This is a genomic window from Pelagibaculum spongiae (assembly GCF_003097315.1).
GTDB classification, from domain to species: Bacteria; Pseudomonadota; Gammaproteobacteria; order Enterobacterales; family Pelagibaculaceae; genus Pelagibaculum; species Pelagibaculum spongiae.
Genome location: NZ_QDDL01000009.1, coordinates 1 through 20229 on the forward strand (window position 1 = coordinate 1; position 20229 = coordinate 20229).

The following is a 20229-nucleotide window of genomic DNA, read 5'->3' on the forward strand; positions in this document are numbered from 1 at the left end:
AGAAAGCTTTAAAAACCTAGTGAAACAAACAGTCTGATTGGCTAAAAGCCGTTCAATTCGTTGTGTCTCGTTGTTCGTGTCTCGTTCTGTTTGCGTTGCTGCCGTGACAGCGAGGTCGCATTATAGGTATCTAAAGACAGAACACAAGCGCTTTGCTAAAGAATCTGCCAGAAAAAGTAAGTTATCGGTAATGTGCAAGCTAAGTGGTTGATTGTGCTTCTGAGCCTCTTAAATCGTAACTACCTCCACCTTGAAATGAAACGTTCTTCCCTCCAAAGCCCTCCTTGCAAAGCAAGCGTTTTGCCCGAGATCTGACCTACTAATTTTGTGAACTGGTTCCAGAGGCCACTTGAAAAACTATCTAGGATGGCCCAAAACCTTATTAGCGCAGTGAGATATAAAGTGATTTTGCTCTGTTTCGATGTCGACGGTACGTTATTAATATCTGAAGACCCTAAGATCCCCGCTTTTGGTTGGACAATGGATAAAGGAGAAAGCGCACTGCCTGTTGCTTATAAGAAATATCTCGAGACAAGCAAGATGCCGTTTATGCAACCAGTGAAGTTGATAGGAAAAACTGATAGCAACCCTGGCTTTCGTTTATTCCGTAAAGCGTTTTACACCCAACTATTCAACGAAATTTATTCTGGTGCGATCCCTGGCGTTAAAGTTGCCATCATCAGCAATGGCAATTACACCCCTGAAAACTTAGGGATTACGCTCGATCGTTGCTATGGCACAAAAAGAACCATAGGAAGGGCCACAACCGGTTTTTTTGAGGATGATGTAATTTACCTGACACGAACCCCAATCTATAAAAGAGAGCAGCAGCTACTGTTCAACCAAGGAAGCAATACAACTAAGAATTACAAATCAAAAGCTGAGGCCGCCAGCCTAGCTTGCCAGGATCATGATTGCAGCTACTTTATATTGGTGGACGACAGCGATAGAAACCTTGAGGCAGTTAAGAGCTTTCCTAGCAACTTCGGGCTTAATCCATGCAAACCTAAGCTTGAGGCACACCTTCGTGCAAAGCTTCTAATGTCAAAAGCTGCATAAAAACTACGCCCTATCGGTCGCCCAACCTCGATAGAGCTAATACTACGGCGACCTTCTTCTAGTTATGGCTTCTATTGCTATATAGATAGAAAAGGAAGGGCGTTCGATATAGATGTAGCGCTACTATTATTCATGGTGCCAATAGTTGGCTGATCCATTCAAGCTTAACTGTTCAGAAAGGTATGCTCGGCGATATAAGTCTTGTTACTGACAATCACCACAGCAATATCTATCTCAAAAAGCATATGCCGGCTTCCTGACAGATGATTACTCCCAGCATTAGCTGTATTCCCCACGACATACATTCCGTCCCTGGAAATAAAAAGGCGCACCTATTTAGGTACGCCTTTTTATTTTTAAAGCTGAGCTGACAGCTTCAAGAAAAACTCATTCTTATCGCCATCAACTAACACCACACAATAGTCGGGGCTATAGCGGAATAACTTCTAACTCAACCCGACGATTTTTCATTCGGCCTTCAGCCGTTGTGTTACTGAATAACGGGCTAGATTCGCCACGCCCTTGAACAAATAACCGATTGTGCGCGACACCTTGTTTATTCAGATAAGTCGCTACCGCTTGAGCTCGTTTGAGGCTCAGTTGCTTATTGGTATTTGCTGGACCGGAGCTATCGGTATAGCCATTAATCACGATGCTACTGTTAGGATATTGAGTGAACACTTCAGCCAAACTACTTAGCACTGGCAAGAACTGTGATTGGATCTTATTTTGCCCAGCAGAGAAGCTTTGCTGACCTGGCATTAATAGCCGAACACTTTCTAGCGATAGAGAAACCTGAATTCCGGATTGCTTCAGCGCACGCTCCAATTCATTGGCTTGAAAATCTAGCCAGATTTCCAATTGCACTCCCGACAAACCTGATTGAATTTCACCTTCGGCACTGGCAACTGGCATTGAAAAACTGGTATCCAGTTCCGGTTTTTGTGGTTTAGCCGGAGTAGAATTACAAGCGGAAAGCGCCAAAGCCAGGCAGCCTAATAATAAAGAGCGATACATATTTGATCCTAAACTGACTGGTAATTACTCTGCTTATACCGCTGAAACCACCTAAAGAAAACTAACCATCACCTGTTTCCGGCAGGCGGGTTTATTTTCTGATCAGTCGCGAACAGAATCTTTATTAATCAAAACATTAATAACGATTAGTCACATTTTTATTGGCTACATCGCTATAGCCGTAAAACCTATAGGCAAACTTATATTTATTGATTTCAATTTATATAGGCTCTGCTAAAACAAAGCATTGTTTACAAAACAACAAAAAATAATCTTTACTACGAATGATTTACAGCGGCTTTTGACCATGCAATACTGCCGCCGTGGCGTTAATTTTGCATTTCTTTTGTTGCTTGATACTACCATTGTGACTTATCACGATCAGTTAATGTCGAGCAGAAGTGTGCTGCACGACACATCTTGAGAGAGATATGTCGAACCAAATCTTTGTGGGTAGCCTGCTGTGGTCGGTAGCAGATGAAGACCTAGTAAATTTTTTTTCCAGTTATGGCGAAATAGACAATGGTCAAGTGATCATGGATCGCGAATCTGCCTGCTCTCATGGCTTGGGCTTTATAACTTTTACCTCCGAAGAAGCTGCTTTAAAATCTGACGGTGCAGAATTACAAAATCACGAAATTCGTGTTAACGCTACAGAGCAAAAATCGAGCAGCCCAGCTGGCCAGATTAACAAACGTTACGAAGGACAAGGCCACTACTAATTTGCAATACCTGACCTAGTTAAATGGATCGGGTGTTTTTTTCAAGTTAAATTAAACAGCGTTTAATTTAACTTATAAAATATGCCGACAGGCAGTCCCAAATAAAAATTCTGAAAACAAAAGGGGAAGTAATATGCGCCGGTGGAATGGATGGGGAGATGATGCAAACAATTTCCCACTCAACAAGCATGCAAGAAAATTTCTTGAGTCGCGAGTCGGTAAAGCAAAAGCTTTACCGGATGCTGATTTTAAAAGCGCTCTGAAAAAAGTGCCGGAATCGCGAATCGATAACCCACACCCTTTATTGTCTACAGATGCTGAAGATCGATTACGCCACGCTCGCGGCCAAAGCTTAGAAGACTGGCTGGCCATGCGAGAAGGTGAATTAGGGCCATTCCCTGATGCCGTTTGCTGGCCAGAAACTTCCGAAGATGTAAAGCAGCTACTCGCTTGGGCCGGTGAGCAGAATATTAAAGTGATTCCCTACGGCGGTGGCACCAGTGTTGCCGGGCATATCATTGCTACTTCTTCAGATAAACGACCAATCGTTACCATTGATATGGGACGAATGCGTCAATTAGAAGATTTAGATACTGCTAGTCAAATTGCCACTTTCGGTGCCGGTGTTGCCGGGCCAGATCTGGAAGCCCAATTAAAAGCTCGCGGTTATACTTTGGGACATTATCCTCAGTCATGGGAGCTTTCAACGCTCGGTGGTTGGATAGCAACTCGCTCTTCTGGTCAACAATCCTATCGCTACGGTCGCATCGAACAAATGTTTGCCGGTGGTGAAATGGAAACCCCTATTGGCACTTTAGAAATTCCAGAAATTCCTGCTAATTCAGCCGGACAAGATATGCGAGAACTCGTGCTTGGCTCAGAAGGCCGCCTAGGCATTATTACCAAAGCTAAAGTTCGAGTGACACCAAAAGCGGAACATGAGTCTTTCCATGGCGTATTTTTTCCCAACTGGCAACAAGGACACGATTGCTTGCAAGCAATTGGTCAGGAAAAAATTCCAGTATCGATGTTGCGCTTATCTAATCCAGAAGAAACTTCTAGCCACATGGTGCTCGCCGGACACCCGTATTTATTAGGTGGATTAAAACGCTATCTAAAATTGCGCGGTTGCCATGAAGGACAAATGTGCGTGGCAATGATCGGCGCAACTGGTAGCAAGTCTTTTGCTAAAACTGCGTTAAAACAAGCCATAAAACAATGCAAGCGATTTGGCGGCATTTATATAGGAGCACCACTCGGTAAAAAGTGGGAGCACTCCAGATTCCGCTCACCTTATGTTCGCCACACCATGTGGGATGCTGGCTTTGCAGTAGACACTTTTGAAACCTGCGTTAAATGGTCCAACGTCAGCAAAACCATGCAAACCATGGAGCAGGCAGTAAAAGATGCTGCACAGGAAATGGGCGTTAAGGTTCAGGTATTTACTCACTTGTCACATGTTTATGCTCAAGGCTCGAGCATTTACACCACTTATATTTTCAATGTTGCCAAAGATTATCCTGAAACCTTGCAGCGCTGGAAAAATTTCAAAAAGGCATCCAGTGAAGCGATCGTTGCTTGCGGCGGCACTATTTCTCACCAGCATGGCGTTGGTGTTGATCACGCATCCTATTTGCCTGCAGAAAAAGGCGAGCTGGGAATGAAAGTGATGCGAAACAATATTCAACTAATGGATCCTGGCGGTATTATGAATCCGGGTAAGTTGGTTGCCGACATTGAAACAGAAGTCGATTCACTCGCAGTACAATCGCTTGATAAGAAAAAACAACAACAAATAAAACAAACTGCTTAGAGCTAAAAGCTCCAACAGTTAGCGGTAAGCGGAGGCTGCTATGCCTATTACATCAAAAGACGGTAGATCCAGATCGGATCGCCTTGCAAAGCTGGATGAATTTTTTGACCTGGTAATCGTAGGCGGTGGTGTGACGGGTGCTGGAATTTTTTCCGAAGCCTGTAAACGCGGCCTGAAAACCCTGTTAATTGAACAAAAAGATTTCAGCTGGGGCACTTCCAGCCGTTCTTCAAAAATGGTGCATGGCGGCATTCGTTACTTAAAAGAAGCCAAGCCCGGTTTAACTCGTGATTCAGTGGTACAGCGTGACCGACTATTGAAAGAAGCGCCTGGACTGGTTCACCGACTGGGTTTTATTTTACCGAGTTACAATGGCCAAGTGTTCAATCGCTGGATGATTCGCAGCGGCATTTTAACTTACGATTTAATTGCACTGCGTTTTACCGGTCGTTATTTCACTCCTGAGCAACTTCAGTCGCTAGCTCCTGGCATTCGACAAAAGGGGCTACATGGCGCATCAGGATTTTTCGATGCCAGTACTGATGACGCCCGAATGGTATTACGACTGATTCAACAGGGTGAAGCCTATGGCGGCATTGCACTGAACTACTGCAAGGGAAAAAAGATTATTCGCGATGGCGAAAAAATTAGTCATTTTGTAGTAGAAGACCAACTAGTCGATCCTTTAGATAGCCAAAAGCCAGAAAATTTTACTACTCCAGTACAAACCCGGTGCGTGATTAATGCAACCGGTGCATGGGTCGATAATTTACGCGGCCAAAGCGGTAAGAAACCAATCATTCGCCCACTTCGCGGTAGCCATTTGGTGCTACCGAATTGGCGGATACCTGTTTCTCAGGCAGTGTCGACTAATCACCCTCAAGATGGTCGTCCGGTTTATCTCTATCCATGGGAAGGCGCAACAATTATTGGCACCACCGATCTTGATCATCGAGCCGATCTAGATTTGGAACCACGAATCAGCCTAGGCGAAGCAACTTATTTACTAGAAGCCGCGCAACACCTTTTTCCAGCTGCCAAAATTACCTCCAACGATATTATTGCTAGCTGGTCAGGAGTGAGACCCGTTATTGGAAGTAAGCCAAGTAAAGGCAAGAAAATAGATCCATCTAAAGAGTCTAGAGAAAGTCTGATTTGCGATGATCAAGGTTTAATTACCGTTACTGGCGGCAAATTAACCACTTTCCATCTCAGTGCGTTAGAAGGATTAGAAAAGGCTAAACCTTATTTGCCTGGCGCATCAGAAAAAGCAGCAGGCGGCCCTATTATCGACCCTGCACTGGCACCAGAAAAACTTCGAACACAACTAAAACCAGAAGTCAGTGAACAATTAACTACCGATCAGTTAAGTCGAATTTGTGGCCGATTTGGCGATCAGGCGGCAAAGGTGATTGCTGCAGCAGATCACGGTGAACTTGATCTAATACCCGCAACCCACACGCTTTGGGTAGAATTGCGCTGGGCAGCCCGAGCAGAACAGGTAGAACAGTTAGAAGACCTGCTGCTTCGTCGAACCCGAATCGGTATCCTGCTAGAAAATGCTTGCCAAGAACATATTCAAAAAATCCGTCAGATTTGCCAAAGCGAGTTAGGCTGGGATGATTTGACTTGGCAAATACAGGCAGCCAAATGGCGAGAAGTATGGCAACAGGCCTATAGCTCACCATTTTCGGGAACAATGGCTCAACAACAAGCAACCGCCTAATTTACAAAGCCTGTCAAAATCGCCGAAGGTATTTAACCGCTTTTGGCATTTGACTGCTTTGGGTATAAAAGAGAAATGCTGTGACCAAGGATCTTCTGTTAGCCATCGATAATGGCACCCAGAGCGTAAGAGCTTTGATATTTGATTTGCAAGGGCAGCTCGTTGCCAAAAGCCAAATTCATATCGAAGCCTATTTTTCAGAAAAGCCCGGTTGGGCAGAGCAGCACCCGGATTATTTCTGGCAAAAAGCCTGCGAAGCATGCCAGGCACTTTGGCTCGCACCCACAACTGATGGCCAACCACTGGATAAAAATCGCATTGCCGGTGTTGCAGTTACTACTCAGCGCGCCAGTGTGGTGAATGTCGACAAAGACGGCAATGCATTACGCCCGGCTATTTTATGGCTCGACCAACGCCGCACCCCAATCAATAAAAGAGTTGGTGGCTTATGGGGATTGGCATTTAAATTAATTCGTATGGAAGAAACCATCGATTATTTTCTCTCTCGCGCAGAAGCTCGATGGATCAACATACACCAACCAGATATCTGGAATAAAACTCACAAATTTTTATTATTATCTGGTTGGCTGAATTATAAATTAACTGGAAAATTTATAGATTCAGTGGGAAGTCAGGTGGGATATATTCCGTTTGACTATAAAAAACAACAATGGGCCGGTAAAAATGACTGGAAATGGAAAGTAATTCCAGGCACTAAAGAAATACTACCTGACCTAGTAAAGCCTGGTGAATTGATCGGTGAAATAACTGAAGAATCTTCATTGCTAACCGGCATTCCACAAGGCACTCCAGTAATGGCTGCCGCCGCCGATAAAGCCTGTGAAATACTCGGTAGTGGCGGCTTGGAACCAGATGTTGGCTGCTTGAGTTATGGCACAACTGCGACGGTAAATACCACCCAGAAAAAATACATAGAACCACAAAGATTTATACCGCCCTACCCATCTGCAGTACCTGGCTCATACAGCACTGAAATTCAAATTTTCCGTGGCTTTTGGATGGTCAATTGGTTTAAAAATGAATTCGGCCATCGCGAGCAAGGTCTCGCCGAAGAAAAAAATGTTTCAGTTGAATCTTTGTTTGATGAATTAGTAGCAGAAATACCACCTGGCTCAATGGGTTTAATGCTGCAGCCTTATTGGTCACCCGGTGTAAAAATGGGCCGTGAAGCCAAAGGTTCTATTCTTGGCTTTGGTGACGTTCATAAGCGTGGACACTTCTACCGGGCGATTCTAGAAGGCTTGGCTTACAGCCTGCGTGAAAGTATGGAGCGAGTCGAAAAGCGAACCAAAACACCGATAACCCAATTACGTGTTTCTGGCGGCGGTTCTCAATCGGATGCAGCGATGCAAATTACCGCTGATATTTTTAACTTGCCCGCTGCGCGGCCACATACCTATGAAACTTCAGGTTTAGGCGCTTGTATTGATATTGCAGTCGGCCTTGGTCTTCACCCGAACTTTGATACCGCAGTAGAGAAAATGGTTCATACCGGCCAGGTATTTGACCCAATTCCGGCCAATGCAAAAATTTATGACGAGTTATATAAGCGGGTTTATTTGAAAATGTATAAACAGCTACAGCCACTATATAAAGATATACGGGATATTACCGGTTATCCTGAGTAATCCCCAAGCAATACCCAAATATTAAAAAGGCCGCAATTGCGGCTTTTTTATTAATTAAAAAACACAACTAAAACACCCACCCTAGTTATTAATTTGAATAAAAAACTACAAGCCATTGCTCAAGCACTATGATAACTACAGTGTATGCCATTTGAGCGGAGAATCTTCAACCCTAAATCTCGAAAATCATCATAAATATCTAGCGGCTTGAGCTTACCAATTAATGCTTCATAGTCTGCATGATTCCACATAGGATGATTTAAAGTTTCAACTTTAATTTTTCTTCTATTAGCCACTGACAGTACAGCCATGATTTCAATAGGAAATAACAGAAGGCAGCTACTAAATGCATCATTAAAAGGCATACTAGAAATGGCGGCAGCTTCCTTGGCAGACTCTTTAGTGTCTGTAGCAGCAATACTCACATGATAGTCAAGGGCACTCATTAAGCCGCTGCCAAGCAACTCTCCATCATTGTTTGTTAGGCCATCCATTATTGTTCTATAACTTTTTAGTGCGGGGTAGTCTTCCTCATCCAACCCTTGATAGAGACAAGCAAGGAATAAAGACAAGTTGACGAGTGATGCGTCGCACGGAACCCCATCATTAGCTTTGGTTTCGATAACTTCTTTCAAAAAATCACTTAAAAAAGCCACCGCACTTTCATCATTCAAGCACATGGCTAACATAAGTCCAACAGCTATGAAATTACTGGAGTTCTGATATTTGAAAATAGGGCTTGCCGGTTTCCCCCTTACCTGACAGACAAGTCGAGCAAAATTCAGTGAAATTATACAGTATGACAAACTTAGCGATAGCTGTTGGTTTATGCTTTCAATATTCGCATCCCTATTAATCATCTCTGCATTAACTTTTCCCATCAACATGGAAGATTGAAAATCAAACTCATTTTTTCCTAAAATAGAGGTGTCGGACTCAGAACAAAGCTTTTCAATCGCTTTTGACTTTTGCTCTGAAATATAAGCTCCTTGCCTAATATCATCCCACCATTGCAGATGCTCCCGGTAGATTTTCTTATATCGTCTTCTTAAGGTTTGATCACTCAGCATTGCTATATCCTTGTATTGTCGATTTTTTCACCCAGCCTCTTTCCTGGAACCCACTTATAAAACTCAACACTCTGCTTTTCCTTCCTGACATGAGTTATATGAACAACATAACCCTCAAGCCCCGAGTCAAACATTTGATCTTCTATTTCGTTTGAAATTCTTTTTGCTTTATCAGCTTGACCTAACCAGTTTTTGTTGGCTGCTTTTTGCAAGCGATCTGGTACATATCTTTCAGGTCCATCGCGTTGGTCAATTTTGCTTTTGTTTTTGAGCGCTCCTCGCTTTCCTGATACAGAAGTTTTAACTTCAAAAAAGGCAAAATTAAATAACATGTCGAATATCTTCAATCAGCTGGTTTGCTAATTGCTTGTTGCTAACATCACCTGTGACCGGTATCACCTGCCCAGCCAATCCAAGCTCAATAGTGAATGTTTCATTTTTATAATCAGAGGAAGAGCTCGAACCATTGCTATCCAGAATGAGTCGATAATCTGCAGGGATTTGATACTTGTTTTGCCGGTAAATATAGCCAAACACACGATAAACCTGTTCAACAGTACCTTTGCTTACTATTGTTTCAATCACCCGAATATTGCTCCAGACAGCAGCAGCCACCAGAAATGAAAAAACAACTAACATTAGGCCACTAATTGCGACAAAAACCAGGTAGCCCGCAGATTCACCCAGCGTTAAAGCAACAATAGAAAAACCAAACACATCAGTTGATTTAGCTGCCAAGTTAACGGATTGAGAAACCCTCTCGATAATTTCCAGTACTAACCCTACAGTTAGCATCAGCGATACTAGCCACCAATAAACACGCTTGAAAAATGAATTTTTTTTATTAAACAGCTTTGTTTTTACACTGATATTACTTTGATCTTCTCTTTGAATAGTTAGCTGGTTTTCTAATAAATCACGATATAATTCCTGATCCAGAGCTTGTTGATCGGTATGGTTCTGATACGCCAGTCCGGAAAACCCGGATAAGTCATATTTTGAACCTTCAGATACGTTAAGCAAAGGTTTTGCTGGCTGAGGCTTTTGAAGCACATTCGGCAGTTGCCACTTTTTATCTACCGAAAACTGCTCTCCATTTTTGCCTATAACTTCTCCGCTAAACTTTAAAAACCAGCAAATGTCGCCATCAAGCCACTCTTTATTCTGTGAGCCGTGGTTCTGTGGGATTTCTAACTCAAAGCCCAGCCGACAATGGTTTACACAGGAAAACTGCCGATCAGATAATTGTTCTATTACTACCGCTTCTTTAGCTGGGTGAGTAAAACGCCACTGCTGATCTTTGGCCACTTTTCCATATCCCACCAATTCAATTTTTGCCGTATCTGATATTGAAAATGGAATATCCAACTGGCCTGCAAACTGCTGCCTTTGATCGATACATCCCTGATCATTCAGAACACTGCGTATCTTCAATTGCCAGGGTTTATGTAGCTTTAACTGAAAATGTCTATCTACACTCCCAAGAAAATAGGAGAGAAAAACACCTATAAATATTCCAAAGCCTCCAAAGATCGGCAGCCCTTCAAACCAACTGCTTTTTGGCAACAATAACAATGGAAAAAACAGGCAAATAATAAACAGCATGGCAACAAAGCCAGCAGCTAGCTCGGAATGACTTCGCCCTGAAACAACCCAGAAACAATAATCAGGGCTTTTGCCCATTTGCCAACTGGAGTTATCCGGTTTAACTCTTTGCCCCGGAAACCATCCCAGTACGACACAGGCTCCAGAAAAGATAAACAACGAAGCAATAAGGCTCAAAACAAAATACTGGGTATTGTTTTGTGCACGGACCAGAAAAGCTTGCTTTGGATGATCTGGATTCACCCAGGCAAGCAGTAAACCTTTCTCTGCCCGCTGGGTAATTTCACGATATTGTTGTCGATTAAACGTATCAAACTCTGATTCAACATCATGGGAAGAGAGCTGGTTAGAACGATAACTATTACCCTGCCATTGATACTGATATTCGATATCTGCGAATTGCGAATCAGATCCAACCCATAACAACTCAGCTCTAACCGGTACCCAATCAGCAGTAACAACATATCGATACAGGCCGGGAGCTGTAGCTGATAACATCATAATCAAACCAGTCAGAACGAATAACCAACCGAAACGACTCTTTTCTGGTGCTTTTTCCAGTTGCAAAACTCAGCCTTTTATTAATTGATTATGCAGCTTTTTCAGTTGAACTTTGAACTTCTGACAATTTTTTAATCAGCAAATACTTCAAAGCTTTTGCAGGCTCTTGCCCCTGAATACCTTCGGCAATCGTTTTTAGTTTTCCTTGATGCTCAATCGCCAGAGCCATCATTTGGGTGTGCTTACCATTTGCGGTAATTCGAGCACCTTCTTTTAACACTAGCTGTTGCAGACTAGTAAACGGATAATCTGTTTGTGATAATCGAATGCCTGCCCAGCGACGAGTGACTTGCACCCGACCATTAGTAATAATGGCTTCTAGCTGTTTTCCTGCCAGCCACAATCCAATTAAAACAGACAAAGCACCGACAATAGAGAAAATAATTCCTAAACCATCGGTTTCATTTTGAAAGTAAATGCCAATACTAAAGAAAATACTACCGGTTAAAATAAATGGTATTTTAGCACCCAACATTCTCATCGCACGGCTGTACAGTTTAACCCCTTGTGGGTTGTCTAATGTACCGAGATTTTCTAATGAAATTTGCTGCAACGCGTCTTGCTCAGATTCGGCTTGATGCTGACTAGTAATTACCGGCTGTTCAATTAAATCGACTACTTTCTTCTGATGAATTTTTGTTCGTTCTTCTGCTTTTAGTTCTGGTTCGGTTTTTTGCTTTCGTCGAAATAGCAATGGCAGCAATGCCATCAACAAGGGCATAGCTAAAAAAGCCAGGGTGAAAAGAGAAGAAGCTAGAGCATCAACATGTAAGATGTTGCGATCAAGTACCACTTGCTTTGGCTGCTCAGGATTAAGCCAACCCTGAACTTTTCCAGAGTTTCTTTGGCTCCGCAGGCTGGTATAAATCTCTAATGCTTGGTCAGAATCGAGCCAGTTTTTATCTACAGCACGAATTTTCTGACTGGTATAGCGTTGGCCGTTATAGCGGTACTGATATTCAGCTGTGATTCCTGTTTTAGCCTTCTCATCGATCGCCAAACTAGTAAGCTCAACTGAAACCGGTTTCCAGAACAAGGTTTTTGCATAACCCAGATACTGTTCTGTCCAGCCCATAGAATTGGCTGCATATCCCACAAACACCAATGCAATAATGAATTGAAACAATGAAAATCGAGACGTTCTTTTTTTATTGGTCATAGTTAACTAGCTATTGATTCTTTTGTTATCGATTATACAGATGCTGCGGTATTTCTAAACTGTGATATCTGTTATCAAAAAAATCATCTAGTGACGGCATAGAAATCAATAATATCGACTTGCTCGATTGCTGCGCTTTTGTTGCATATCGTTTGCCTAGTCGCGCTTTATCATTAGCTAGCAACCCAGAAACATTTAGCAGCAAAATAATTGATCAGGAAGTAGCGCGATGACCGCCAATACCTCAGATAACTATGTAGATAATTATCAATCAGTTGATGCCAAAACCATGCGCACCAATTGCGCGTTGCCCCCCGATGAAGTAATCAAAATCTGTTATTTAGATACTTTTAGCTCCAAACTCTCGCGCATCAGTGCCTGGGTAACTATCGGCAGCGTTATTGTAATTGCAGCAGGTGTGATGATTACTTTGATGACTGTAATGATTCCTTTAGAGCAGCAAGGAACACCTCCATTTTTAAGAGCCGAAGTTGCGCTCTTTACAGCTGACCTAGAAAATTCTGCGGCGGTTCTGGAGCTGACCAAAGAGCAATTAGTCACCTTGCTAACCAGCCAAGGAGTAGCCGTAGCTGACAGTGACACCAGCTTGCAACAAATTGCAGAGAAAAATCAGATGGACCGAAAAAATGTGATGGGGCTTTTGTTACAGTAATCCGAAATCATTCAAGCAAAAGGACTCAATGAGTATTCTAATTATTCTATTGGTCAATCTACTGATTGGTGGCGCTGCACTTTGGCTTGCATCAAAGGTGCTATCTGTTCAATTGAGCTTTAAAGAAACGCTGATTACAGTCGCGATAACGGCGCTAGTGGCTGTAATTCCATTGATTGGCTGGATCGCTTCTTTGATTGTGTTGTTCTATTTATTGCAAAAATATAGCGGCAATGATGTATGGCCAGACTTAATTTTATTAGTCATTATCAGCCGAATTATTACCTTTGCCGCATATTCTGTTCTTTGATTATTCCACAACCTTAACCTCTACAAACTTCGGTAAATTTTGATTATTAAAAATATTTCTAAGGCAATAAATCTCGCAGCTGCTGCAAACAGTTAATTTCAACAGCTGGCCGATGTTGTGGGCCAAGTTGTTGCTCCTGGGCAGCCTGCCCATAATTAACTGACTTGCCATTAAACCAGATTGAAACAAAGCCAGCTTGGTTAGCGCCCATCACATCAGTTTCCAAGCTATCACCAACATGGGCAATCTGTGCTGGCTGCAACTTCAATTGCTCCGCTGCCATGTGAAAGATCTTTTTAGCTGGTTTTAAGACACCGGCATCTTTCGGGCTGATCGAGAAATCAAAGTATTTATCCAGCCCCAAGCGATTAATATCGCTATTACCATTAGTAATCGCACATAGTTGGTAGTGTTTTTTCAACTCTTCTAGCAAGCTAAATACTTCAGGAGCAATAAATATTCGGTTTCTTTCCTGAATAAAAAAGTCATAGCCCAATTTTGCAATCACAGGATCTTCACCTGTGACCTCACAGGCTAAAGTTAACCCTTTGATTCTTAGTGCACTCAAATCATGAGCTAGCTCAGGGTATTTTTCTGACAGCAATTGCCGTTGTTGAATCATCTCCCACATCGAGAATTTTTTAGCAATTCTCGGTGCATTAATATTTAACCAACCCCATAGCGCTCGCTCTGCACCCATAATGACAGGTATGTTATCCCATAAGGTGTCATCAAGGTCGAAACTGATAGCCTTCACAAATTCTGCAGATAACAGCTTGTTATTTTCTATGTAGTTCGGGGTATTGCTCTGGGACATTTTTTTCTCCACAGCGGCAGGTATAACTCTTAGGTTATGGACTTTATTAAGTCATACACAATCATAAATCTCTAAAAATTAATTAATATGGCAGATGAATTAAAAATACATGTTTAATTCTTTAACTCATAACGCTTGCCATTAACAACTACCTCAGTGAGGCAAATGCACTAACATGTCGATCAAAAGTAAACTGATTAGTATCTCGGCGGGCATGGCGCTTACCATTTTGACTCTAATGGCGCTCAACCAGTACACCTTAAGCCAGACCCGTCAGCTAGATTATACCCGCCTGACACTAGCTCAACTTGAGCAAGGTCTGCTGCAACTTCGTCGTAACGAAAAGGATTTCTTACTTCGCCAGCAAGACAAATACCTGAAACAACACAAGGATAACCTCAATCAGCAGTTTCAGATAGAGCAACAACTTGCATCTTTACTAACTGAACAAGGTATCAACCAGCAGGCTCTGGGCACCTATCACAGTGCAATTGAAACCTATCAAAAGCGTTTCGAGCAACTCGCTAACACTATGATCCAACAAGGGCTGGATGAGAAACAAGGCCTAAGAGGAAAGTTACGATCAGCGGCAAAATCCTTGGAGCAACAGCTATATGTTTTACAGCGGGATGACTTGAGTAAATCGTTGCTCAGCTTACGCCGTCAGGAAAAGGATTTTCTACTGCGTAAGAACCTGAAGTACCGTGATCAGTTCATTCAACAAGCCGATGCTTTGCTTTTACAATTATCCCATGAAGGCCAGCCTGTTGCTGCTTTACAACCGACGTTGACACTATATAAGACAGGATTAATAAGACTAATCGATTCACATATTGAGCTGGGTTTAACTCATAAAAATGGTGCGCGTGGCGAGCTAAGAAAAGCCGCTTCAGACGCCGCAGCTAAAATGGAACAACTTGATCAGCAGTTAAATATATTTATTAATCAGCAATTAGACAGTGCAGTTAAAAAGAATCTGTCTGTAGCATTTTTATTAGCCATCATTCTATTCGCATGCACACTTAGTATTGCTCTAGGAATTTCTAATCGACTGAATTTATTACAAAGTCGAATGCAAGAAATTGCACAGGGCGGTGGCGATCTAAACAGCCAGCTTAAAATTCGTGGCAAAGATGAAATTGCCTGCGTTGCCAATTCATTTAATGCTTTTGTAAATAATCTAAAATCTCTTTGCATGAAAGTATCTAATGCCACCGGTGAATTACAAGATGCCAGTAATCGCGGTGCCGCTGTCGCCGAACAAACCCGAAGGGAATGCACCAAGCAACAGCAAGAAGTACAACAAGTCGCAGCCGCTATTAATGAAATGACCGCAACGGTAGAAGAAGTCGCGCAAAACACGGCTAATGCATCCAATATATCGGCGCTTGCTGTTTCCACTACTTGTGAAGGTTTGCAGCAAGCGCAATCATCTGCCAGTAGCATTTCTCATATTGCCAGCGAAACTCAAAATGCAGCAACTACTGCTCGTGAATTACAACAAGATGCCGAGAATATCGGCCAGGTATTAGACGTGATTCGTGGCATTGCTGACCAAACTAACTTGCTGGCTTTAAACGCAGCAATAGAAGCTGCCCGTGCCGGTGAGTCTGGTCGAGGTTTTGCCGTAGTGGCCGATGAAGTTCGCAGCCTTGCCAGCAAAACTCAAGAATCAACTTCAGAAATTCAACAAATCATTGCTCGGGTTCGCCATGGTGTTGATAGCACAGTTAAAGCAATTAATAGCGGCCTAACAGCAGCCGAAGCAGGTTCACAAAATATTGGCAAAACCACCGAAGCCTTAAAAAATATTGAAGATGCTGTTGGCCAGATGGAACAAATGAACCAACAAATTGCCGCTTCTGCTGAAGAACAGCGCTGCGTATCTGAAGAGATTGACCGCAATATCAGTAATATTGCACAACTGGCAACAGACACTGCAACCGGCGCTGAAGAAACCGCTTCAGTGGGCACCCAACTTGCTGGACTGGCAAGTGACTTAAAAGGATTGGTTGCCGGCTATAGGACCTAATTATTTAATGTAATTAGCCGCAATAGATTTAAAGCTGTTGCGGCTTTTTTACATTCGATGCAATATATCGCAAAAGCAATATAATAAGACAGGCATCATAACAATGCATTTAAAACCCGTCACGACTGCACTACTCTTCGCCCTTGGAATGGGCATATTAACTGGGTGTGGCTCTTCAGGCTCAGACGACAAAGATACAACCTCTGGTAAAATTCTCTCTGATTGGAGCACTTACCAAGGCAATGCTGAACATAATGGTTATATCCCATTCACCTTTAATCCAGAAAATTTCAAATTAAAATGGAGTGTTCAATTAGGTGAAACGGGCCAGCTCAAGCCGATCGCTACTGCAGATAAAACCGTATTTGCGGTTAACTCATTCCTATATGCAATCGATATTGAAACAGGTGAAACTAAATGGAATGAAGATTTCTCTTCGCTCTATAGCATCAGTCCACCTGCAACAGGCAACGGAAAAGTTTACCTAGCGTCTAGTGGTCGTGAAGATACATTTTTATGGGCATTAGATCAGAAAACTAAGGCATTGGAATTTAAAAAAAGCTTCAATAGCCAATGGGATGATTATTATGCGCCCACCGTTTTTGCCGATGATATCTACTACAACGGCGGCAATAGTGGAGGGGTTTACGCATCCGATAACCAAGATGGACTTCAACTATGGTTTGCCCAGCTACATCAATATGATCAGTGGACACCTGCAATTAATGAGCAATACGTCATCAGCTATCTCGGCTCAAATACTGGTAGCTATCCTGGTTTGTTAACTGCAACTAACAGAATTGGTGGCTCAACTGAGTTTGTTATAGAAGACCCTGATTTTGACTGGTCAGATTGGAGTATGAATCTTGCTCCGGTTCTTTTTAAAAATCAGGTATTCGCAATAAATAATGGTCGGCTACTCAGTTTTGATCTGCAAAACCGGAATATCACATGGCAAAAAGACAATCAGTATTCTGGCCAGCCGGTGGTTGCCAACAATACCATTTATACCATCAGCAATGGTTCCGTTGAGGCTCTAAATGTTTTAGATGGTAGTCGGCAATGGAGCTGGATTGCTGGTACTAGCAGTGAAGATCACATATCAGGCACTATGATCATTAGTAATAATTTATTATTCTGCTCTACAGAAAATGCAACATATGCCTTGGATATCAGTACACAAGAAGTAGTTTGGCAAACAACGGAAGTTGGACAGCTAGCCATTGGCGGGTATGGTAATTTATATATTGCTAATCCAGACGGTAAATTGACTTCTTATAGCCTGACGCAGTAAAACGAAACATCTAAAAAAGCCGCTAAATAATTTTTATAATTAATGGCTTTATTATTTTTTACGGCTCTTCGCTCTAGGATGCGCCTGGTCATAAATTTTGGCTAGGTGCTGGAAATCTAAATGAGTATAAATCTGGGTGGTTGAGATATTTTCATGGCCTAGCAATTCTTGAACCGCGCGTAAATCGCTCGATGACTCAAGTAGATGGCTGGCAAAAGAATGACGTAATTTGTGCGGGTGTAATCGTTGATTTAAACCTGCCTGGCGCCCTCGAACATCTAACCTTTGCTGAATCGCTCGCTGGGTGATTCGCCTTCCACGCTGGCTTAAAAACAAGGCTGGCAACTGGCTGCCTGGCCACTGTTGTCTATCGTCAATCCACGCCTTTAGCGCTTGAGCGGCTTTTTTTCCAAAAGGAACTAGGCGGCTTTTTTGCCCTTTACCTAGTACTTTGATTAATTGTTGCTGCCAATCGATATCAATTAAATCCAGCTGCTGTAATTCAGATAACCGCATACCGCTAGCATAAAACAATTCCATAAATGCCAAGTCACGAATTGAAAGTGCATCTTCTGAAATATGATCAAGCAGCTGTTGGGTGGAATCAACATCAAGAGTAACCGGTAATTTCTTTTCTGCTTTCGGCGGTTTTAATCCATTAGCGGGATTGTCAGATAATTGTTCTTTTAATACTAACCAAGCAAAAAAGCTGCGCCATGCTGAAATTGGTTGACGAATACTTTTGGCAGAAATCCCCGCGGCGCGTTGTCGATTAATTAATCCTTTTAAATGTTTTTGATCGATTTTTTGTAATCGGTGTAGATTAATTTCATCGAGGTATAACGAAAGGGTTTCAAGGTGTCGCTGATAAGCTGAAAGCGTGTGGCCAGAGAGACGTCGCTCACTGGCCAGATGTTGTAAAAAACCTTCAATCGCTTTCTTAATTGATAATACAGACTGCGAGTCGGAATTAGGCATCGGCAGCAGACATGACCAAAGGCTTAACTTCAAGATGCTGCAAACATCGGGTCAGTATTTTGCCCATATGCACCAGAAATAGAGTACCCAAATCACCACGGAAATGTTCTGGATCGTGGCTTCCAATGCCTAAAACACCTAAGCCACCTTCTAGTGGAATTAATGCTGCAGACTGAACTTCTTCAGCTTGATCATCAAACACAGAGGTCATTTCAATTTTTGATAACCGGCCACACAGCGGCTTTTGCTGACCCAATAAACGATTGAGTGCCCGGTGTGCTTTTTCTGGATGGTTAAAAGCATAACTACCGGCTTGGTCGTGGTCAGAAAATAATTTCAAAGAAATCACCTGGCATTTGAAATCATTTTTTAAAGCGCATTCAAGCTGAGCAGCTATTTGGTCGAGCGTTCGGGCATCCAGTAATTTAAGCGTAAATTGCTGGGCTGATTCATAGAGGCGGTTATTCTCGTGGGCAACTGTTATCAGATCCTGGGTTTGTTTTTCGCGCTCAACCAGTTTTTTTTGCAGAATTTGCACTTGTCTTTCAATCAGCGAAATTGCATTTCCACCGGTATCATGACCTAGCTGCAAACTACACAAAAGCTCCTGTTGCGACTCAAAAAAATCCGGGTGCTTCCTGAGATAGTCGATTACTTTTTGTGTTTCAGCAGTCGGTTTACTCATTATATTTTTGCACTCACATTATTTAAAGTTCAGAAAATATTGCCGCTTTTAACCGGCAATATTTTATTCTATATTCGAATGGTTCCTTGATAAACCGTTTCTGCCGGTCCGGTCATCCAAACGGGGTTATCACCGCCCTTCCATTGGATATCCAACTCACCGCCAGGTAATTCGACCCTAACTTGTGAATCCAGCATATTCCATAGTTTGCCAATTACCATTGCTGCACAAGCACCGCTACCACAAGCCATGGTTTCACCGGCGCCCCGCTCATAAACTCTTAGCCTGACATGGCTTCGGCTGATCACTTGCATAAAGCCGACATTCACCCGCTCAGGAAAAGCATCATGAGATTCCAGCATCGGACCGAGTGTTTCTAATGGCGCACTATCAATATCTTCCACCAGTAATACACAGTGTGGATTGCCCATCGATGCTGCGCCAACTGTTAATACATCGTTAGCCACTGCAATATTGTATTGGGTCGATTGTGCATCGGCCAATAAAGGAATTCGATCGGGATTAAGCCCCGGAGTGCCCATATTCACAGTAACCTGACCATCTTTCTCAATCGTCAGATACATCACACCAGAATTAGTCTCAACGGTAATTTTGCGCTTGGCCGTGAGCTGTTTTTCTACTACATAGCGAGCAAAACAACGGGCTCCATTGCCACACTGATTCACTTCCGAGCCATCGGCATTGAAAATTCGATAGCAGAAATCTATATCTGGCTTCTTGGGTGCTTCAACAACTAACAGTTGATCAAAGCCAATACCAAAATGGCGATCAGACCAGCTGCGCACTAATTCTGGCGTCAAACGGACATACTGGGTGATCTGGTCGATCACCATAAAGTCATTGCCCAGCCCCTGCATTTTGGAGAAATGAATAACCATCAAGCTTCCTGAAAACCACCAACTTGTTGCAAGATTAACCTCGCTGAGGGCTGGGGTAAACACTGATAATGACTAGACTAAGAGAAAGCCAATAATCTCGGAAATGAAATCGGTGACACAGCATATAATTTTGGTCGAGGCGATGCCATCTCTGACCAGC

18 protein-coding genes are annotated in these 20229 nt (G+C 42.7%); 9 read left to right on the forward strand and 9 right to left on the reverse strand.

Going from position 1 to position 20229, the window contains the following annotated elements; genetic code table 11:
- Positions 1–480: 480 nt before the first annotated feature.
- Entirely contained in the window at positions 481–1059 is a 579-nt protein-coding gene (locus tag DC094_RS17080; protein ID WP_133245601.1) for a hypothetical protein, read from the forward strand.
- A 429-nt stretch (positions 1060–1488) separates the two neighbouring features.
- Here the strand turns inward: DC094_RS17080 and DC094_RS17085 are convergent, their stop codons facing one another.
- Entirely contained in the window at positions 1489–2076 is a 588-nt protein-coding gene (locus DC094_RS17085) for an OmpA family protein (protein ID WP_116688345.1), read from the reverse strand.
- Between the two features lie 431 nt (positions 2077–2507).
- Here DC094_RS17085 and DC094_RS17090 point away from each other — a divergent pair, with 431 nt between their 5' ends.
- The 4 genes from DC094_RS17090 (at position 2508) to DC094_RS17105 (ending at position 7986) form a co-directional block, all read left to right on the forward strand.
- Positions 2508–2798, forward strand: coding sequence for an RNA-binding protein (locus DC094_RS17090; RefSeq protein WP_116688346.1), 291 nt, complete (start codon positions 2508–2510; stop codon positions 2796–2798).
- 133 nt (positions 2799–2931) lie between these two features.
- Entirely contained in the window at positions 2932–4611 is a 1680-nt protein-coding gene (locus DC094_RS17095) for an FAD-binding oxidoreductase (protein ID WP_116688347.1), read from the forward strand.
- Between the two features lie 40 nt (positions 4612–4651).
- Positions 4652–6337 (forward strand): glycerol-3-phosphate dehydrogenase/oxidase, encoded by a 1686-nt coding sequence (locus DC094_RS17100; protein ID WP_116688348.1) that lies wholly within the window; start codon positions 4652–4654, stop codon positions 6335–6337.
- Positions 6338–6417: 80 nt separating this feature from the next.
- Positions 6418–7986 (forward strand): FGGY-family carbohydrate kinase, encoded by a 1569-nt coding sequence (locus DC094_RS17105; RefSeq protein WP_116688349.1) that lies wholly within the window; start codon positions 6418–6420, stop codon positions 7984–7986.
- A 119-nt stretch (positions 7987–8105) separates the two neighbouring features.
- On the opposite strand, the gene DC094_RS17110 is transcribed toward DC094_RS17105, so the two are convergent.
- The 4 genes from DC094_RS17110 to DC094_RS17125 are packed head-to-tail and all read right to left on the reverse strand — an operon-like array spanning position 8106 to position 12381.
- Positions 8106–9056: a hypothetical protein gene (locus DC094_RS17110; RefSeq protein WP_116688350.1), complete on the reverse strand. Its 951-nt coding sequence runs from the start codon at positions 9054–9056 to the stop codon at positions 8106–8108.
- A gap of 2 nt (positions 9057–9058) precedes the next feature.
- Positions 9059–9388 carry a hypothetical protein gene (locus DC094_RS17115; RefSeq protein ID WP_116688351.1) on the reverse strand — a complete coding sequence of 110 codons (330 nt, stop codon included), beginning with the start codon at positions 9386–9388 and terminating at the stop codon, positions 9059–9061.
- The gene (locus DC094_RS17120; RefSeq protein WP_116688352.1) at positions 9378–11228 is read right to left on the reverse strand and encodes a DUF3592 domain-containing protein; all 1851 of its coding nucleotides are present in this window, start codon (positions 11226–11228) and stop codon (positions 9378–9380) included. The genes DC094_RS17115 and DC094_RS17120 overlap by 11 nt, the downstream gene beginning before the upstream one ends.
- Before the next feature lie 22 nt (positions 11229–11250).
- Entirely contained in the window at positions 11251–12381 is a 1131-nt protein-coding gene (locus DC094_RS17125; RefSeq protein WP_116688353.1) for a DUF3592 domain-containing protein, read from the reverse strand.
- 229 nt (positions 12382–12610) lie between these two features.
- Here DC094_RS17125 and DC094_RS17135 point away from each other — a divergent pair, with 229 nt between their 5' ends.
- Together DC094_RS17135 and DC094_RS17140 are read left to right on the forward strand one after the other, a co-directional pair.
- The gene (locus tag DC094_RS17135; protein WP_116688355.1) at positions 12611–13054 is read left to right on the forward strand and encodes a hypothetical protein; all 444 of its coding nucleotides are present in this window, start codon (positions 12611–12613) and stop codon (positions 13052–13054) included.
- 28 nt (positions 13055–13082) lie between these two features.
- Complete coding sequence (locus tag DC094_RS17140) at positions 13083–13364, forward strand: hypothetical protein (protein WP_116688356.1); 282 nt, start codon at positions 13083–13085, stop codon at positions 13362–13364.
- 58 nt (positions 13365–13422) lie between these two features.
- On the opposite strand, the gene DC094_RS17145 is transcribed toward DC094_RS17140, so the two are convergent.
- Complete coding sequence (locus tag DC094_RS17145; protein WP_116688357.1) at positions 13423–14181, reverse strand: HAD family hydrolase; 759 nt, start codon at positions 14179–14181, stop codon at positions 13423–13425.
- A gap of 175 nt (positions 14182–14356) precedes the next feature.
- Here DC094_RS17145 and DC094_RS17150 point away from each other — a divergent pair, with 175 nt between their 5' ends.
- Together DC094_RS17150 and DC094_RS17155 are read left to right on the forward strand one after the other, a co-directional pair.
- On the forward strand, positions 14357–16213 hold the full coding sequence (locus DC094_RS17150) for a methyl-accepting chemotaxis protein (RefSeq protein WP_116688358.1): 1857 nt from the start codon (positions 14357–14359) through the stop codon (positions 16211–16213).
- A gap of 103 nt (positions 16214–16316) precedes the next feature.
- Entirely contained in the window at positions 16317–17507 is a 1191-nt protein-coding gene (locus tag DC094_RS17155; RefSeq protein ID WP_116688359.1) for an outer membrane protein assembly factor BamB family protein, read from the forward strand.
- A gap of 51 nt (positions 17508–17558) precedes the next feature.
- On the opposite strand, the gene xerC is transcribed toward DC094_RS17155, so the two are convergent.
- The 3 genes from xerC to dapF all read right to left on the reverse strand — a co-directional run bounded on the left by xerC (position 17559) and on the right by dapF (position 20069).
- Positions 17559–18485 (reverse strand): tyrosine recombinase XerC, encoded by a 927-nt coding sequence (gene xerC / locus DC094_RS17160; protein ID WP_116688360.1) that lies wholly within the window; start codon positions 18483–18485, stop codon positions 17559–17561.
- Positions 18478–19170 (reverse strand): DUF484 family protein, encoded by a 693-nt coding sequence (locus DC094_RS17165; protein ID WP_116688361.1) that lies wholly within the window; start codon positions 19168–19170, stop codon positions 18478–18480. Before DC094_RS17165 ends, xerC begins: the two co-directional genes overlap by 8 nt.
- A gap of 68 nt (positions 19171–19238) precedes the next feature.
- Entirely contained in the window at positions 19239–20069 is an 831-nt protein-coding gene (gene dapF, locus DC094_RS17170; RefSeq protein ID WP_116688362.1) for a diaminopimelate epimerase, read from the reverse strand.
- Between the last annotated feature and the right edge of the window lie 160 nt (positions 20070–20229).

Bases quoted from the DNA above. Each gene is read 5' to 3' on its own strand.
- DC094_RS17080 (WP_133245601.1), top strand. From the start codon at position 481: ATGGATAAAGGAGAAAGCGCACTGCCTGTTGCTTATAAGAAATATCTC.
- DC094_RS17085 (WP_116688345.1), bottom strand. From the start codon at position 2,076: ATGTATCGCTCTTTATTATTAGGCTGCCTGGCTTTGGCGCTTTCCGCT.
- DC094_RS17090 (WP_116688346.1), top strand. From the start codon at position 2,508: ATGTCGAACCAAATCTTTGTGGGTAGCCTGCTGTGGTCGGTAGCAGAT.
- DC094_RS17095 (WP_116688347.1), top strand. From the start codon at position 2,932: ATGCGCCGGTGGAATGGATGGGGAGATGATGCAAACAATTTCCCACTC.
- DC094_RS17100 (WP_116688348.1), top strand. From the start codon at position 4,652: ATGCCTATTACATCAAAAGACGGTAGATCCAGATCGGATCGCCTTGCA.
- DC094_RS17110 (WP_116688350.1), bottom strand. From the start codon at position 9,056: ATGCTGAGTGATCAAACCTTAAGAAGACGATATAAGAAAATCTACCGG.
- DC094_RS17115 (WP_116688351.1), bottom strand. From the start codon at position 9,388: ATGTTATTTAATTTTGCCTTTTTTGAAGTTAAAACTTCTGTATCAGGA.
- DC094_RS17125 (WP_116688353.1), bottom strand. From the start codon at position 12,381: ATGACCAATAAAAAAAGAACGTCTCGATTTTCATTGTTTCAATTCATT.
- DC094_RS17135 (WP_116688355.1), top strand. From the start codon at position 12,611: ATGACCGCCAATACCTCAGATAACTATGTAGATAATTATCAATCAGTT.
- DC094_RS17140 (WP_116688356.1), top strand. From the start codon at position 13,083: ATGAGTATTCTAATTATTCTATTGGTCAATCTACTGATTGGTGGCGCT.
- DC094_RS17145 (WP_116688357.1), bottom strand. From the start codon at position 14,181: ATGTCCCAGAGCAATACCCCGAACTACATAGAAAATAACAAGCTGTTA.
- DC094_RS17150 (WP_116688358.1), top strand. From the start codon at position 14,357: ATGTCGATCAAAAGTAAACTGATTAGTATCTCGGCGGGCATGGCGCTT.
- DC094_RS17155 (WP_116688359.1), top strand. From the start codon at position 16,317: ATGCATTTAAAACCCGTCACGACTGCACTACTCTTCGCCCTTGGAATG.
- xerC (WP_116688360.1), bottom strand. From the start codon at position 18,485: ATGCCTAATTCCGACTCGCAGTCTGTATTATCAATTAAGAAAGCGATT.
- DC094_RS17165 (WP_116688361.1), bottom strand. From the start codon at position 19,170: ATGAGTAAACCGACTGCTGAAACACAAAAAGTAATCGACTATCTCAGG.
- dapF (WP_116688362.1), bottom strand. From the start codon at position 20,069: ATGGTTATTCATTTCTCCAAAATGCAGGGGCTGGGCAATGACTTTATG.